We start from the raw sequence: 15,488 nt of genomic DNA on the forward strand, positions 1-15,488 counted from the left end.
TCGCGCGACGGGCTCCGGCCTGGTCATCCCGACCGCGTGAACTGACGCAGTGAAGTGACGCAGTGAACTGAGCTGCAGCAGCGCCTCGCAGCGCCTCGCGGCGCCAGCTCGATCACGCAGCTGCACGAACGGCCGGTCCCTCCCGTGGGGGCCGGCCGTTCCGCATGCGCACCGTCGCCGATGCCTCGGCAGCGAAGCGGGGACCGTTCCTCCCCAGTGCACCGTCGTCCACAATCCAGACGCTCCTCTGGAACAGGCCTGCGCGAACGGCAACTCTGGATCCATCGGCACGGAGCCGACGCCGGGAGGTCCCCGGCACTCCAGGAAGGACATCACCATGCGCGATATCCAGACGACCCTCATGGGGAACGCGACCGCAGACCCCAGCTCCCGTCAGCATGAGGACGGCACCAGCACGACCATCGTGCGCATCGCCGTCACCGGTCGCTACTACGACTCCGCCAGGAGCGACTTCATCGACCGCAAGACGGAATTCGTCAGCGTCTACACCCGCCGCGCTCTGGCTCGCAACGTGCTGGCGTCCGTGAAGAAGGGGCAGCCACTGGTGGTCACCGGTCGGCTCGGCAGCTCGGAATGGCAGGCGGAGGACGGCACCCAGCGCCACACCCTGACGCTGCAGGCCGAGGCGATCGGCCATGACCTCACCTTCGGGACCACGGCCTTCACCCGACCGATGCGGGCGGACGAGGTCCCCGACCTCAACCGCGACACGGGAGAGATGCTCGATGCAAGGACCGTCGACGCCGACGTGACCGAGGAGCTCACAGGGAGCCCGGCGGAGGACACCGTGCTGGCCGGCGCGTCCTGAGCGGGCGGCAGGCTCCCTGAGCGGAGATCAGCCGGCAGGTTGCAGCGTCTGCACCAGAGCGGCGGTGACATCCGGGAGCAGCGCGGCGCCGAGGACGTAGCCGTTCTTGTCGCCGCGATGCACGGCGGACCAGGTCGTTCCGTCGGGCAGGGCGGCGACGACCACGCGCAGAGGCCGGTCCGTGGGGATCGTGGCCCGGGAGTCGTCCTCATGCAGCGTCCAGCTGGACGGTGAGAGCTCGCAGGCGATCGCGCCGCCGGCCGCAAGATCCGGCCATTGCACGACCTGCAGTGCGGCCAAGGGGTCCTGTGCGGCGGGCGCTGAGCTCTGGTCCGAGGAGTCCTCGTCGAGGTCGATCGGTGTCAGATGCAGATCATCCGGGGCGCCGGTGCCGTCCGTGCCGACGCCGAGCAGGCCGGCGAGAGCGGGGGAGGCGGCCATCAGCTCGGCGCTGCGGGCCAGCGCATAGAGGCGCGGTGCGGGGAGGGGAGTGCCCTCGATATGACGGGAGATGTCGAGCACCGCTGCGGCGAGGGCCGCGGTCGGAGCGTCGAGTGGGTCCGTTTCGGGAGTCGTCATCGGATCGAGAGGTCCCTTACAGGTTCGCCTGACAGAATGGACGCGTCACCGCTCTGTGTGCGGCGGCACCACACTGTACCCGGAGACCGGTCACTCCTCCTGCGCTGGCGCAGGGGACCCGTGGGCTCCGACACCGAGGCACCCGAGGTTATCCGTGAGTTTCTCCGCCCCATTCGGCGATGCACCCCGGCCGCGCCCGCGTCCGGCCCCTGATTCGAGCACGTCCACGACCCGGAGGATCTCGCCACTCGGGATCACCGCGATCGTCATCGCAGCACTGGTCGTGCTGCTGGTGGTCGCTTCCGAGGTGTGGACCAAGTACCTCTGGATGGATCAGCTCGAGTTCACCGATGTGCTCACCGTCCGCTGGCTCACGCAGGGCATCCTGTTCGTCCTCGGGTTCATCCTCTTCGCCGTGCCGTTGTTCTTCAGCCTGCGCATCGGCTACGCCAAGCGCCCGATCTATCCGCCGGTCACCCGGGAGCAGGAAGCGCTCGAGCAGTTCCGCGCCGCCGTCGATCCGCTGCGGAAGGGTCTGACCATCGCAGCGCCCCTGATCATCGGTGCCTTTGGCGGTCTTGCCGCCTCCCGCAGCTGGCAGGCGGTGCAGCTGTTCCTGCATCCCCAGAAGTTCGGGGAGACCGATCCGATCTTCGGGAACGACGTCGGCTTCTACGTCTTCACCCTCCCGGTGATCGACCTGATCATCTCCTTCGGGCAGTTCGTGATGCTGGTGGCGATCGTCGGAGCGCTCATCGGCCACTTCATCTACGGCGGCGTCGCCTGGGGCCAGGAGAACGGCCTCGAGGTCACGCGATCCGCGCGCCGGCATCTCGGTGTGCTCGCCACGATCTACGTGCTCCTGCTCGGCGCCGGCCACTGGTTCCAGCGCTACGACATGCTCGTGAACCAGAACGATCGCTTCCACGGGGCGTCCTACACCGACGTCCACGCCATCCTTCCGGCGCAGACGATCCTCGCGATCGCCTCCGTGGCGGTTGCCGCGCTGTTCGTGCTGTGGATCTTCCGCTCGGACTGGAGGATCCCCGCGATCGGTGCGGGCCTGATGATCCTGTCCACGCTCGCCGTCGGCAGCCTGTACCCCTGGGCCATCCAGCAGTTCAAGGTCCAGCCCAACGAGCGCACGCTCGAGCAGCCCTACATCCAGCGGAACATCGACGCGACCCGCGCCGCCTTCAACATCGATGACGTCGACGAGGTGCCGTACACCGCCACCACCGATGCCGAGTCCGGAGCGCTGCGTGAGGACGCCTCGACCACCACGCAGATCCGTCTGATGGATCCCAACATCATCTCGCCCACTTTCGAGCAGCGAGAAGCGAACCGTCGTTACTGGGGATTCGACAAGGTCCTCAGCGTGGACCGCTATGAGATGGACGGGGAGCTCCAGGACACCGTCATCGGTGTGCGCGAGCTGCGACCGGACAAGTTCGAGCTCAACACTCGATCCTGGGTCGACCAGCACATCATCTACACCCACGGATATGGCGCGGCCGCCGCCTATGGGAACCGGCGCAACGCCGATGGCGAACCGAGCTTCCTGCAGTCCGGGGTCCCGGGCAAGGGCGCGTTCGGAGAGTACGAGGAGCGGGTGTACTTCGGCAAGCACTCCCCGGACTACTCCATCGTCGGTGCCCCCGAGGGGGCGGATCCCGAGGAATTCGACTACCAGTCGGGCACGGATGGCGAGGAGGGCGGCCAGCAGGTCAACAACACCTATCAGGGTGATGGCGGCCCGTCCGTCGGCGGGTTCTTCAACCAGCTGCTCTACTCGATCAAGTTCCGTGATCCCAACGTCGTGATCTCCGGCTATCTCAACGAGGAATCGCAGATCCTGTACGACCGCGATCCGCAGCAGCGTGTCCGTGAGGTCGCTCCCTTCCTCTCGCTCGACTCGCAGATGTATCCGGCGGTCGTCGACGACGAGCTGGTGTGGGTGATCGATGGCTACACCACTACCGATGCCTATCCCTATTCGCGCACCCTCAACCTCGACACGGCGATCTCCGATTCGCAGACCGACCCGGGAGAGACCTCTCAGAATCGCGAGCACAGCGCGAACTACATGCGCAACGGGGTCAAGGCCACCGTCAATGCCTTCGACGGCTCGGTGACCCTGTACGCCTGGGACACGGAGGACCCGATCCTCAAGGCGTGGTCCGAGGTGTTCCCCAAGGCGATCCACCCGGCCAGCGATATCAGCGGTGAGCTGATGAGCCACCTGCGCTACCCGTCGGACTACTTCAAGGCGCAGCGTGAGCTGCTGGGCACGTACCACGTGACCGAGGCCGACGACTTCTTCGGTGCCCAGGACTTCTGGGAGACGCCTCCGGATCCCACCAGGCCGGCGCCCACCAATCCTGACGGCACCACGGGGGCGCAGGCCGCGCAGCCTCCGATGTACCTCACCATGCAGATCCCCGGTATGGAGAAGCCCGGCTTCACGCTCTCCTCGAGCTACATCCCGGCCCAGGGGCAGAACGTGCTGACAGGCTTCCTCGCCGTCGACTCGGAGACCGGCAAGGACAAGGGGAATCCGGCGGACACCTACGGCAACATGACTCTGCTCGTGCTGCCTGCCACCAACCCCGTGAACGGACCCGGCCAGGTGCAGGCCACGTTCAACTCGGAGCCGAACGTCTCGCAGGCACTGAACCTGCTGAAGTCCGGTAACTCCGAGGTGATCAACGGCAACCTGCTCACGCTGCCTGTCGGTGGCGGACTGCTGTACGTGCAGCCCGTCTACCTGCAGTCCTCCGCCTCCGGCGGCGGCACCCAGTACCCGCTGCTCCAGATGGTGCTGGTCTCCTTCGGCGAGAAGATCGGGTTCGCCCCGACGCTCGACGAGGCGCTCGACCTCGTCTTCGGCGGCGACTCCGGAGCGACCGCCGGCGACGCCTCGGTCTCCGATCCCGACGGGGTCGCCGGGACGGCCGACACCGAGACCGGTGAAGGTGCGGTCGATGCTCCTGCTGACGGGAAGAAGCCAGCCGACGGCGAGAAGCCTGCAGCGGACGCCGGCACCACGCAGGAGCAGCTCGACCAGGCCCTCACGGACATGGACACCGCGGTGGCAGACTCCGAGAAGGCGATGGCCGATGGTGACTGGGCCGCCTACGGCAAGGCCCAGGACCAGCTCGCCGATGCCCTGAACCGGGCCGTCGCGGCCAATGAGGAACTCGGTGGGGCCGGCACGCCGGCTGGGTCGGACGGTGGCGAAGGCTGACCGACTGAGGTTCCTGAGCGATCCGCAGGACGCCCGGCACCCCTGGTCCACGACCGGGGTGCCGGGCGTCCTGCCGTCCGTCCATGCGAGTCCACCCAGGTGAACGGGCTGTGAACGTGTCATGGCACACGTCGGGAGGGGTCTGGTTGGACGCCGGTGCACGATCCCCGTAAAGTGATGATTACCGACGCGGGGTGGAGCAGTTCGGTAGCTCGCCGGGCTCATAACCCGGAGGTCGTAGGTTCAAATCCTGCCCCCGCTACGAAGAGAAGGCCCCTGGCCAGTGGAGACACTGATCAGGGGCCTTCTGCTATTCCCCGGAAGCGCGCCCAGTGCTGGATGGCCAGTGCCGGTCCATGGGGGGAGATCGACTGCAGTGGGGCACGAGGCAACGCGCACTGCCTGGCCTCGTCGGCCAGGCCGACGCCCGTCCGGCTTCCATGGTCCGTCATTCGGCCCGGAGTTCGCGGAGTTCAGATCGGCAGCTTCGGTCTGTGCGCCTGTTGTAGGCAGGTGCACTGGCCGATGCCGCCGTGATGACTCTGACATTCTGTTTCCCCTGGTTGGACGCGCGGCGACGAACGCCGTAAAGTAATGGTTACCGACGCGGGGTGGAGCAGTTCGGTAGCTCGCCGGGCTCATAACCCGGAGGTCGTAGGTTCAAATCCTGCCCCCGCTACGCGATAGGGCCCCTGGCCAGTGGAAACACTGACCAGGGGCCCTAGTTCTTCGTGCATCCGACAGTGCCGGCATCGTTCGCTCCATCGGCCGCACCCTCAGATCACCTGCCGCGCGGCGCCGAGGCTCGACGCCGTGTTCACCGCGGTCGACGAGGCCGCGGCAGAGAACCAGGGATGCTCCAGAGCCCCGATTCCTGGTGTTACGAGTTCTCAGGAGCCGTCGCGCTGACCCTCCAGCCGTATTGCTGTGAAGGAGATCTGGTCGAAGACGACATCGCAGCCTTCGCCGGTCGGCGACTGCACCTCGAAGCCGATCTGCAGAGGATCGGGGGACTCCAGGGCGAAGAGGCGCACCATGTCCCACCGCAGGCCGTCGAACGAGCTGTGGAACAGGAAGATGCCATCCACCCGGCTGATCCTCATCCACACGTGCTCGGCCGTGACGATCTGCGCGTTCGCGTCATCGGAGACGGTGCGGTTGACGACGGACACCACGGTCGGGCTGCCGTCCGGAGCGGACTCGAAGCACAGCTTCGCCCAGTGCTGCTCGTCGTGCCAGAGCATCAGCACCCCGGCATCGAAGGTCGAACGGAAGTCGACCGTGATACGTGCGCTGAACTGGAAGTCTCCGTCCGGCGCCGTGCCGAACAACGTCCCTGCATCGAGCGTGGGCTCCGCGCCGGGGAAGGGCGGGGCGAAGATGTCGGTCCTGGCCTGGGAGGTGGCCCGCAGCTCGTCCTCGCCGACGACCTCGAATGGCACGTTCGACGGGTCGAGCGGGAAGGGGAGCGCGGGCAGAGTGAGGGCAGGCATCATCGAACCCCTACGAGTCATCCGGGAAGGGAGAGACGGTCGCGAGCCGCGATCGGCATCGGACCCGCGATCGGTCGATCCTCAGTCTAGGGCGTGGGGTTCGGAGACATCATCACTGGCTGGCTGGCTGGCTGGCTGGCTGGCTGGCTGCGCTCGCTCGGGCCAGCTTCGAAGCCGCTCGTCAGTCAGGAGGCTCGAGCGTCATCGGACCAGCCGGCCACCTCGGCAGGGTCAGGGACGGCCAGCATCCCGTCGGCGCCGCCCTCGAGCAACGTGGCGATCTCGGCCGATCTCGGGAGCATCCTCTCCTCGTAGGCGCGTACCGCCTCGTCCACCGACGCGGAGTCCACGAGGGCGCGAGCGAGCTCCGCGGCATCGAGCATCGCGAGGTTCACCCCTACGCCGAGGGGCGGCATGAGGTGTGCGGCGTCGCCCAGGAGCGTCACGGAGGGGGAGTGCTCCCAGGCGTGCGGCACCGGGAGGGCGAAGAGCGGCCGGTCGACATACGGACCGTCATTGTCCGTGATCAACCGCGGCAGAAGTGGCGACCAGTCGCCGTACTCGGCCAGCAGGAGCGCTCGGATCCCCTTCGTGTCGTCGGGTCGCAGCGCATTCGACGCTATCCAGTCCGCGGATGTGCGCTGCATGATGTAGACCCGCATGTGGCCGTCGCCGTTCCGCTGTGCGAAAAGGCCGCGCGTTCCATCGGCCGCATGGGCGCTGCCGTGCCCGACCAGCTCGGCAAGTTCAGGATGCATGGTCTCCATCTCCTCGAACCAGGCTTCGAGGAAGCTGACCCCGGTATAGCTCGGTGTGGCCGAGGAGACGGCGGCTCGGACTCGGGATGAGGCGCCATCCGCGCCGATCACCAGGTCAGCCTCGCTCGTCGTGCCGTCGGCGAACGTGAGAGTCCGTGGGCCGCCTGTCGAACCTCCGACCGATGTGAGGGTGCGGCCCATCGGATCGTCCCGGGGTCGAGCGACGTCATGAGGAGGTCGCGGAGCAGTCCGCGATCGATCTCGGGGCTCGCGGTCTCGTCCGCCTGGGGCAGATGGTGGGCGAGCAGTGTGCCCTCGGCGTCGAGCTGGCGCATCTCCTGTCCCTCGAACCGGGCGAGCTCGAAGAACTCATCGAGGAGGCCTGCTTCGCGCAGTGCGACCTGTCCGTCGTCGTCGTGAAGATCGAGCGAGCCGCCCTGGTTGCGGTGGTTCGCATTCGGGTCGCGGTCGTGCACGGTCACCGCGATGCCGTGCTGTTGCAGGATCCGGGCGGCGACGAGGCCTCCGGGCCCTGCGCCGATGATGCTGATTCGTGCTTGCTGGGGTGTGGGGGAGTTCATGGGGGCTTCCTTTCGAGGGCCGAGGCTCAGCAGAACAGAATCAGCCCGAAAGTGCAATGAGTCCAGTTTCGGACTCGGTCAAGGTATGCGGTACGATCGCGGTATGTCAGTGTCACCACCTGTCGGACGTCGCGAACGCAAGAAGGCCGCCACCAGGCAGGCCATTGCCGATGCCGCCCTGGAGCTGTTCGTCCGCGACGGGTACGACCAGGTGAGCATCCGCGACATCGCGGAGCGGGCCGACGTGTCGACCACCACGCTCTTCGCGCACTTCCGGGGGAAGGAAGCGCTGGTCTTCGACCGCGAGGCGGACGTCGAACAGGACCTCGTCGCCGCCGTGCGTCAGCGGCCTGCGGGTCAGGACGTGATCGAAGCGCTGCGCATCCACGCGCTGACCGCCTGGGCGCGGACGGCGTCCGACCCGAGACTGGAGACATTCAGTGCGCTGGTGGAGCAGACGCCGGCCCTGCGCGAATACTCCGAGCGGATGTGGATGCGTCATGCAGGCGCTCTGGGCGTCGCCATCGCCGAAGAGCTCGGGCGTGAAGCGGACGATCTCGCGAGCTCGACCCTCGCGCGGTTCATCCTGGAGATCCCCACGCTGGTGCGAGGAGCTCCCGCTCCTGAAGCGGTCGTCGAGACGGTGTTCCACCTGCTGATCAACGGGTGGCAGTCGAGGTGATGCCTGGACGGCGCAGTGTCGTCCGGACGGTGCAGTGCCAGGACCGGTCATCATGTCGCTGCGACGTTGGTTCGGGCAGGGTCTGACAGAATCTGGACATGACGACGACGCCATCCCTTCCTGAGTCCCGGACGCTGCTGTTCATCGGGGATTCGATCACCGACTGCTCCCGCACCGAGGACCCCGACGGCCTCGGCTACGGCTACGTGAGGCTGCTGGCCGAGCACTTCGCCGCCCATGAGCCCACTGCCCGCGTGATCAACCGGGGGATCGGGGGCGACAAGGTGGAGGATCTCGTGGAGCGATTCGGCTCCGACTGCCTCGCGCACGACCCCCAGGTCGTGACCATCTACGTCGGGGTCAACGATTCCTGGCACCGGTACACGCGCGGTGAGCTCGTCACCGAGGAGGATTTCGAGGCCGGATACCGGTATCTCCTCGATCAGCTCTCCGCGACGCGTCCGGCCGCGCCCGTGCTCCTGGTGATCCCGTTCGTCGCCGATGTCAGCGACGAGATGGCCCAGATCCACGACGACCTCCACGCGAAGGTCACGATCATCCGCGACCTCGCCCGCGAGTTCCAGCACTCCGTGGTGGACCTCGAGAAGGTGCTCGAGACGGCATGGACCGTGGGGCACACCCCGGCGGGACTCGCAGACGACGGCGTGCACCCCACCATCGCCGGGCACCGCCTGATCGCCGACGAATGGCTGCGCACCTTCGCCGAGGTCGATCCGAGCCGCCGCTGAGCTGTCGGAACGTCGCTGTGTCGTCAGGACGCCGCTGTGCCGCCGGAACGTCGGGGGCGCCGCTGGGCCCTGAACGTCGCTGCGCCGTGGGGACGTCGCCGAGCGGCAGGGTTCAGCGCAGGGGCGGCGACACGTCGATCGACAGGAAGCCGCGGCGGAACGTGCGGGCGTCGAGGACCAGCACCTGTCCGGGGCGGGTGGGATTGCGCAGATGCACGTGTCCGCTGTGAGGATCCGCTCCGACGATCGCGAAGACGTGGTTGGGCGGCAGCGGGCCATGCTGCGTCATCACGCGGCCGCTGAGCGGATGGGTGGACGCGGCGATCGCGCGATGCTCCTGCCGCCACGCGTCGATCCGGTGCGCCGAGGGCATCCGCAGGCTCGAGTGCACCGGCATCCCCAGCAGCAGCTCGAGCCCGAACCGGGCGAACCCGCGTTGCAGGGAGCCGTACCCACCGGCCACATGCGAGGCCACAGCCTTCTCGAGCACACCGACCCAGCCGGGATTCGCGCCCTCCCGTCGGCCGTAGACGAAGCGCCCGCCGTCGACGACGGGCATCCGGCGATCCACCAGGATCGGTGCGGGGACGGCGGGCAGACGCACCTCCACCGTGTCGTCAGCACCTGCTGACAGCAGGTCCCCGAGGCGCTCCGGCGCCGTCTCGTGGATCGCGAGCATCGACGCAAGGACCCAGCAGTCGCCCAGACGGCCCTGCTGCGGACGGAGCGGGCGCGGTGGCCACAGCGGACCGTCGTCGAGCCTCCAGTCCGTGCCGGCCGGCCCGGGGCTGATCTGCGTGAGGCCGGGTCGTGCGTCGAGCTCGGCACGTCCGTCGGCTCCAGCACGTCCGTCGGCCCGTGCACGCTCGTCCCCCACGGCACGCTTGTCGGCCCCGCCGGCTGCTCTGTCGTCCAATGCGTCGCGCGCCCGCCCAGGACGGGCGAGCGCGCGAAGAGTGCGACGCCAGGTCCGCACCCGAGGCCGCCGGGCGATGTGCTTCGGATCGGCGGCGCTCACGGGAGGGGACTCCGGGCTCAGGGGTGTTGTCGGCTCAGTGAGCTCAGCGAGCTCAGTCGGCCTGGACCGGGACGATGGTCTGGCCGGTGCGCTCCATGACGTCCTGGAACCAGGGCTGGGTGACGTCGAACGCCTTGTGCCCGGCGACCCGCTCGAACTCCACGGCGCGCAGCACATCGCCGCGCTCCTCGTCGTGGCCCACGAGGCCGGAGCCGCCCTCGAGCGCGACCTGCACGGCGTAGTCGGTCATGGACTTGATCAGGCGCAGATCGTCGGCGTTGGCCTTCGCGGAGCGCGAGAAGTAGCCCGACTTCTGGACCATGACCTTCTCCGCGCCGAGCTTCTCGGCGAACTGCTTCGCGAACCACTGACCGGGGTTGATCTGATCGATCTTCACGTGACCGAAGGGATCCTTCTCCGGCTCCTCGCCGCGGGCCTGCATCTCGGCGATGATCTCCGGGATGCCGGCGCCCTCGGACAGGAAGATGTTCACGCAGCCGGCGTCGTCCATGACCGCCTTGAGGCGCTCGGCCTCTGCGTCGATGTCCAGGGCGAGCTCCGGGAGGAACACGGCGTGGACGTCCCAGCGCTCGGCGCGGTGGCCGATCCCGGGCAGCCACTCCTGCTGGGAGTGCCAGGTCTGGTAGTATGCGGCGGCCTCCGCGGTGAGATAGCCGCAGGCGCGGCCCATGATCTCGTGGATGATCAGCATCTTCGGGTTCGAGCCGTGCTCGGCGATGATGTTCTGCGCGAAGATGCTGGTCTGCTCGGCGGCGGTGCGCGCGCCGAGGGACTGACGGATCGGCACGATGTCGTTGTCGATGGTCTTGGGCAGGCCCACGACCTGCAGCTCATGACCGTTCTCGTGGAGGTACTTCGCGAGATCCGCGGCCGTGGTGTTGGTGTCGTCGCCGCCGATGGTGTGCAGGACGTCCACGCCGTCGGCCATGAGCTTGTTCGCCGCGACCTCGAGGGCGTTCTCGCCCTCCTGGATCAGCCCGCGCTCGACGAGGTTCGCGGTGTTGGTGAGCTTGACACGCGAGTTCCCGATCGGGGAGCCGCCGTAGTTGTGCAGCACGTGGGCGCCGGCGCGCACCTCGTCGTCGATGACGATCTTCTCGCCGGAGAGCAGGCCCCAGTAGCCATGCTTGTAGGCGATGATCTCGACATCGGGCACCAGCTCGGTGTACCGCTCGATGAGGCCGCCGACGGCGGAGGACAGGCAGGGGGCATAGCCACCTGCGGTCAGCAGGGCGACGCGCTTGACGGTCATGTGGATGGGGGTCCCTTCACGGTTCGAGGTCACGACATCCCGAGTCTACCGATGCGCGCGGACCGTGGTCTGGGAGGTCCGTCCCGCCGAGCCCGAGGCGCACGACCAGCACCTGCACCAGCCTCAGCACCTGGCCGGCAGCGGCGTGGACAGACGGAGAGGCGGAGAGACAGGGAGACGGATCGGCGGGGAGCCGGGTCAGCGCTCGCGCGGGGCGAGCGCGGTGAGGAGCTCCTCGTGCAGCAGACCGTTGGTGGCCACAGCGCTGCCCCCGAAGGGGCCGTCCTCGCCCTCGAGCGACGAGAAGCGCCCGCCGGCCTCCGTGAGGATCGGGGCCAGCGCCACCATGTCGTGCAGGGCGAGCTCAGGCTCGCAGGCGGCGTCGACCGCTCCTTCGGCGACCAGCATGTACGACCAGAAGTCGCCGTAGGCCCGCGTGCGCCAGAAACGCTGCATGAGGTTCAGCATCTGGGGGAGACGATCATGATCCGCCCAGCCGTGCAGGGAGGAGTACGACAGTGAAGCCTCCTCCACCCGGCTGACCTGGGACACCTGGAGGCGGGAGGCATTGTTGATCCGCGAACCGGTCCAGGCGCCCGCATCCGTCCCGCCCCACCAGCGCCGGGAGAGCGAGGGCGCGGAGACCAGTCCGACGACGGGCCGGCCGTCCTCGATGAGCCCGATGAGCGTGGCCCATACCGGCACTCCGCGCACGAAGTTGCTGGTGCCGTCGATCGGGTCGATCACCCATTGCCGCGAGGCGGACCCGGTGCTCCCGAACTCCTCACCGATCACCTGGTCGCGGGACCGGGAACGGGACAGCTGCGAGCGCACGAGCTGCTCGGCGGCCTTGTCGGCGTCGGTGACCTCGGTGAGATCCGGCTTGGTGGTGACCTCGAGGTCCTGCGCCTTGAAGCGGGACATGGTCAGCTGATCCACGGCATCGGCGAGCACATGGGCGAGGCGCAGATCATCGGCATAGCGGCTGGACATGAGCCCACCCTAGAGCGATGGATCGCTCCGACGGGGCAGCGACGCGGAATGGAAACCGCCCGGACGGCCACAACCGCCTCGGTGCAGGGTGCGCAGGAGGCCGCCTCGGAGAGAGCATGCCCGATTCCGCAGCGCGCTCAGAGAGCCCAGGGGTCGTTCTTCCGCAGGGTGACGGCCAATCTCCGGTACGAGACCAGGCGGGCGGAGCCGGCGCTCCCCGCTCTCCCCTCGGCGACCAAGGCGTCGAGGGCGCAGTCGGAGGCGTCCCCGAGATGGGTGCATCCACGAGGGCAGGACTCCGCGAGCGCGGCGAGATCGGCGAAGGCGTCGAGCAGCTCGTCGGGGTCCACGTGGCCCAGGCCGAAGGACCGCACGCCGGGGGTGTCGATCACCCAGCCGCCGGAGTCCTCGACCCTCTCCGACCCCTCGGCGGCGGGGAGCTGCATCGCGAGCGCGGAGGACGAGGTGTGCCGGCCCCGACCGGTGACGTCGTTGACCACCCCGATGGCGCGGTCCGTCCCCGGGACCAGGGCGTTGATCAGGGTGGACTTCCCGACGCCGGAGTGCCCGATGAGCACGCTGACCCGACCGTCGAGCCGCTCGCGCACCTGCTCGAGCCCGATGATCCCGCCGGAGCTCTCCCGCTGGGTGACCACATGGTCGAGCCCGAGCGGTGCGTACGTGTGCAGGAACTGCTCGGGGGAGCGCAGGTCGGCCTTGGTCAGCACGAGCAGGGCATCGATCCCCGCCACATAGGCGGCGACGAGGCAGCGGTCGATCATGCCGCCGCGGGGTTCCGGTTCGGCCACCGCGGTGACCATGACCATGAGGTCCACGTTGGCGACCAGGGGGCGCTCCGTGGAGTCGTCGTCGTCGGCGCTGCGCCGCAGGAAGGAGCTGCGCTCCTGGATCCGCACGATCCGGGCGAGGGAGCCGTCGCGGCCCGAGGTGTCACCGACGAGCGCGACCAGATCGCCGGGCACGACGGGGGAGCGGCCGAGCTCCCGGGCGCGCATCGCCGTGACGGTGCGCTCCTCGGGAGTCCCTGCGGCGACCACGGTGCGCCAGCGGCCGCGGTCCACCGACACCACGCGCGCCGTGATCGCGTCCTCGTGCTTGGGACGATCCTTCGTGCGGGGACGGGATCCGCGCCGGTTGGGCCGGACGCGGATGTCGGACTCGTCGTACTCCCGGGCCGATCGGCTCACGCGTCGCCGTCCGCGAGAGGCTCGGTGTGCAGCATCGACAACCACATCCCCACGAAGTCCGGCAGGGTCTTCTGGGTGGTCCCGATGTTGACCACGCGCAGCTCGGGCACGCGCAGCCCGATGATCGCGGCGGCGGTGGCCATGCGGTGGTCCTCATAGGTCTCGAAGACCGTGCCGCGCAGCTCGCCCGGATGGATCTCCAGGCCGTCCTCGAGCTCGAGGGTGCGGGCACCGAGCTTGGTGAGCTCCGTGGCGAGTGCCTTCAGCCGGTCCGTCTCATGACCGCGCAGATGACCCACGCCGCGCAGGGTGGAGGGCGAATCGGCCAGCGCGGCGAGAGCCGCGATGGTGGGGGTCAGCTCGCCGACCGCGGACAGGTCGGCGTCGATCCCGTGGAGGGCACCGGTGCCGCTCACGCAGATCGACGTGTCCTCCCGCCAGACCTCCGCACCCATCCGGGTGAGCAGGTCGCGGTAGGCATCGCCGGGCTGCGTGGTGGTCTCCGGCCAGTCGTCCACGGCGATGGTGCCACCGGTGACCAGCGCCGCAGCCAGGAACGGCCCGGCATTGGAGAGATCGGGCTCGACGACGATGCGCACGGGCCGGATCGCGCCGGTGCTGACGCGCCACCGATGGCGCCCCTGGTCGTCCGTGCTGTGCGAGCCGTCGATGCCGACCTGACGCAGGGTCGCCAGCGTCATCTCGATGTGGGGGAGCGAGGGGAGCTTCTCGCCCACGTGCACCAGCTCGAGATCGGCATCGGCGCGCGCCGCGACCAGCAGGGCGTTCGAGATGAACTGGCTCGAGGCCGACGCATCGACCTCGACGGTCCCGCCGCGGAGGCGGCCCGTGCCGTGCACGGTGAGGGGGAGGTGCCCGGGCTCGCCGTGCTCGGTGACCTCGACCCCCTGCCGGCGCAGCACGTCGATGACCGGTCCCATGGGGCGGGCCAGGGCTCCTTCGTCACCGGTGAACCGCACGTCCCCGTGGTGCAGGGCCGCGAGCATAGGGACGAAGCGCATCACGGTGCCGGCCAGACCCGTGTGGATCTCCACCGGTGGCTCCGGATGCTCCGACGGCGGCGGGAGCGGGGTCACCAGCAGGGAGTCGTCCCGCACCTCGAGGGTCGCCCCGAGGCGCTCCAGGGCATCTCGCATCAAGCGGGTGTCGCGGGAGACGAGGGCTCCACGCAGCTCGGACGGCTCGTTCGCCGCGGCGGCCAGCAGCATCCACCGTGCGGTCAGAGATTTCGAACCCGGCACCCGGACCAGGGCGTCGACGGGGCGATCAGCGACCGGAGCGGTCCACAGCACCTCGGAGACCACCGGGCGTCAGCCTCGCTGCGCGGCGAGCTGCTTCTGGGCGGTTCCCACCGCGCTCCTCGCCTTCTTCTCCAGCTGCTCCGACTGCTTCTCGAGCTCACGCTGCTTCGCGGCGGCCTTCTTCTGGCTGCGCTCGACGAACTGGTTCACCTGTTAGCCGAGCGACGGGCGCCCGTCGTGGTCGACCACGGCCAGCAGCACGCCGCCGAGCAGGCCGGCGTCGGTGAGGATCGACTGGATCTCTTCCATGCGCTCCTCGCCGCGCAGCTCCCAGACCTTCTTGCGACCGGCCCAGCCGACCGACGTGGTCATCAGGAGGGCGGCGGCTGCGGCGCGCGGGTAGCGGTTCGTCGCGTACAGGACACCAGCGCCTGCGGCGACCGCTCCGGCGGCGCGCACCACGGTGCGGGCGTCCAGGAAGTTCGGGGCCGACGTCTTGGCGAGCGTCGAATCGAACGCGTCGAACGCCTGGGGGTAGACGTCGATCTCGCGCTCGGGGCGCATGACGGTGCGCACACCTTCGACGATGAAGGGAGCGGCGAGCAGGGGGCGAGCGATGCGTCGGACCAGGGCCATGGTGTCCTCACGTTCTGTACGGGGGCAAGCAGTTCCGGTGACGCCGGGCGGGGCAGGGAAGTCCTGCCCGGGAGGTCACCGACGTCCAGACTACCGCCCAGGGAACATTCGTGATGCCTGAAGCGTTGCACCATGTGGAACCGGAGCGCCCGGCTCCCCAGAGCATGCTCCCGGAGCCGA

General features: G+C 68.7%; 15 protein-coding genes and 2 tRNA genes. 6 read left to right on the forward strand and 11 right to left on the reverse strand.

The window, feature by feature from the left end; genetic code table 11:
- Positions 1-337 precede the first annotated feature (337 nt).
- On the forward strand, positions 338-829 hold the full coding sequence (locus ACT3T5_RS02785) for a single-stranded DNA-binding protein (RefSeq protein ID WP_444577801.1): 492 nt from the start codon (positions 338-340) through the stop codon (positions 827-829).
- A gap of 27 nt (positions 830-856) precedes the next feature.
- Here the strand turns inward: ACT3T5_RS02785 and ACT3T5_RS02790 are convergent, their stop codons facing one another.
- Entirely contained in the window at positions 857-1,408 is a 552-nt protein-coding gene (locus ACT3T5_RS02790) for a PPA1309 family protein (protein WP_444577800.1), read from the reverse strand.
- Positions 1,409-1,562: 154 nt separating this feature from the next.
- Between ACT3T5_RS02790 and ACT3T5_RS02795 the strand changes: the two genes are divergently transcribed.
- The 3 genes from ACT3T5_RS02795 to ACT3T5_RS02805 all read left to right on the forward strand — a co-directional run bounded on the left by ACT3T5_RS02795 (position 1,563) and on the right by ACT3T5_RS02805 (position 5,334).
- Complete coding sequence (locus ACT3T5_RS02795) at positions 1,563-4,655, forward strand: UPF0182 family membrane protein (RefSeq protein ID WP_444577799.1); 3,093 nt, start codon at positions 1,563-1,565, stop codon at positions 4,653-4,655.
- A gap of 188 nt (positions 4,656-4,843) precedes the next feature.
- A tRNA-Met gene (locus ACT3T5_RS02800) sits at positions 4,844-4,917 on the forward strand.
- A gap of 343 nt (positions 4,918-5,260) precedes the next feature.
- Positions 5,261-5,334: transfer RNA gene (locus ACT3T5_RS02805), tRNA-Met, on the forward strand.
- 211 nt (positions 5,335-5,545) lie between these two features.
- Here ACT3T5_RS02805 and ACT3T5_RS02810 read toward each other — a convergent pair.
- The 3 genes from ACT3T5_RS02810 to ACT3T5_RS02820 all read right to left on the reverse strand — a co-directional run bounded on the left by ACT3T5_RS02810 (position 5,546) and on the right by ACT3T5_RS02820 (position 7,487).
- On the reverse strand, positions 5,546-6,148 hold the full coding sequence (locus tag ACT3T5_RS02810) for a DUF1349 domain-containing protein (protein ID WP_444577798.1): 603 nt from the start codon (positions 6,146-6,148) through the stop codon (positions 5,546-5,548).
- A 185-nt stretch (positions 6,149-6,333) separates the two neighbouring features.
- Complete coding sequence (locus ACT3T5_RS02815) at positions 6,334-7,017, reverse strand: FAD-dependent monooxygenase (protein WP_444593571.1); 684 nt, start codon at positions 7,015-7,017, stop codon at positions 6,334-6,336.
- The gene (locus ACT3T5_RS02820; protein WP_444593572.1) at positions 7,014-7,487 is read right to left on the reverse strand and encodes an FAD-dependent oxidoreductase; all 474 of its coding nucleotides are present in this window, start codon (positions 7,485-7,487) and stop codon (positions 7,014-7,016) included. Before ACT3T5_RS02820 ends, ACT3T5_RS02815 begins: the two co-directional genes overlap by 4 nt.
- A gap of 103 nt (positions 7,488-7,590) precedes the next feature.
- Here ACT3T5_RS02820 and ACT3T5_RS02825 point away from each other — a divergent pair, with 103 nt between their 5' ends.
- Positions 7,591-8,169: a TetR/AcrR family transcriptional regulator gene (locus tag ACT3T5_RS02825; RefSeq protein ID WP_444577794.1), complete on the forward strand. Its 579-nt coding sequence runs from the start codon at positions 7,591-7,593 to the stop codon at positions 8,167-8,169.
- A 98-nt stretch (positions 8,170-8,267) separates the two neighbouring features.
- Positions 8,268-8,918, forward strand: a complete 651-nt coding sequence (locus ACT3T5_RS02830) for an SGNH/GDSL hydrolase family protein (protein WP_444577793.1) — start codon at positions 8,268-8,270, stop codon at positions 8,916-8,918.
- A 112-nt stretch (positions 8,919-9,030) separates the two neighbouring features.
- Here the strand turns inward: ACT3T5_RS02830 and ACT3T5_RS02835 are convergent, their stop codons facing one another.
- The 7 genes from ACT3T5_RS02835 to ACT3T5_RS02865 all read right to left on the reverse strand — a co-directional run bounded on the left by ACT3T5_RS02835 (position 9,031) and on the right by ACT3T5_RS02865 (position 15,308).
- Positions 9,031-9,936, reverse strand: a complete 906-nt coding sequence (locus ACT3T5_RS02835; protein WP_444593573.1) for a C2 family cysteine protease — start codon at positions 9,934-9,936, stop codon at positions 9,031-9,033.
- 52 nt (positions 9,937-9,988) lie between these two features.
- A complete protein-coding gene (locus ACT3T5_RS02840; RefSeq protein WP_444593783.1) occupies positions 9,989-11,209 on the reverse strand; it encodes a pyrophosphate--fructose-6-phosphate 1-phosphotransferase in 1,221 nt (406 codons plus the stop codon).
- 198 nt (positions 11,210-11,407) lie between these two features.
- Complete coding sequence (locus tag ACT3T5_RS02845) at positions 11,408-12,202, reverse strand: inositol monophosphatase family protein (protein WP_343922640.1); 795 nt, start codon at positions 12,200-12,202, stop codon at positions 11,408-11,410.
- Between the two features lie 137 nt (positions 12,203-12,339).
- On the reverse strand, positions 12,340-13,410 hold the full coding sequence (rsgA, locus tag ACT3T5_RS02850) for a ribosome small subunit-dependent GTPase A (protein ID WP_444593574.1): 1,071 nt from the start codon (positions 13,408-13,410) through the stop codon (positions 12,340-12,342).
- Positions 13,407-14,735, reverse strand: coding sequence for a 3-phosphoshikimate 1-carboxyvinyltransferase (gene aroA, locus ACT3T5_RS02855; RefSeq protein WP_444577789.1), 1,329 nt, complete (start codon positions 14,733-14,735; stop codon positions 13,407-13,409). Before aroA ends, rsgA begins: the two co-directional genes overlap by 4 nt.
- Positions 14,736-14,741: 6 nt before the next feature.
- Positions 14,742-14,882: a hypothetical protein gene (locus ACT3T5_RS02860; RefSeq protein ID WP_444593575.1), complete on the reverse strand. Its 141-nt coding sequence runs from the start codon at positions 14,880-14,882 to the stop codon at positions 14,742-14,744.
- A gap of 3 nt (positions 14,883-14,885) precedes the next feature.
- Positions 14,886-15,308, reverse strand: a complete 423-nt coding sequence (locus ACT3T5_RS02865) for a hypothetical protein (protein WP_444593576.1) — start codon at positions 15,306-15,308, stop codon at positions 14,886-14,888.
- Between the last annotated feature and the right edge of the window lie 180 nt (positions 15,309-15,488).

The sequence above is a fragment of the Brachybacterium sp. AOP3-A1-3 genome (genome assembly GCF_052378285.1).
Lineage (GTDB): Bacteria > Actinomycetota > Actinomycetes > Actinomycetales > Dermabacteraceae > Brachybacterium.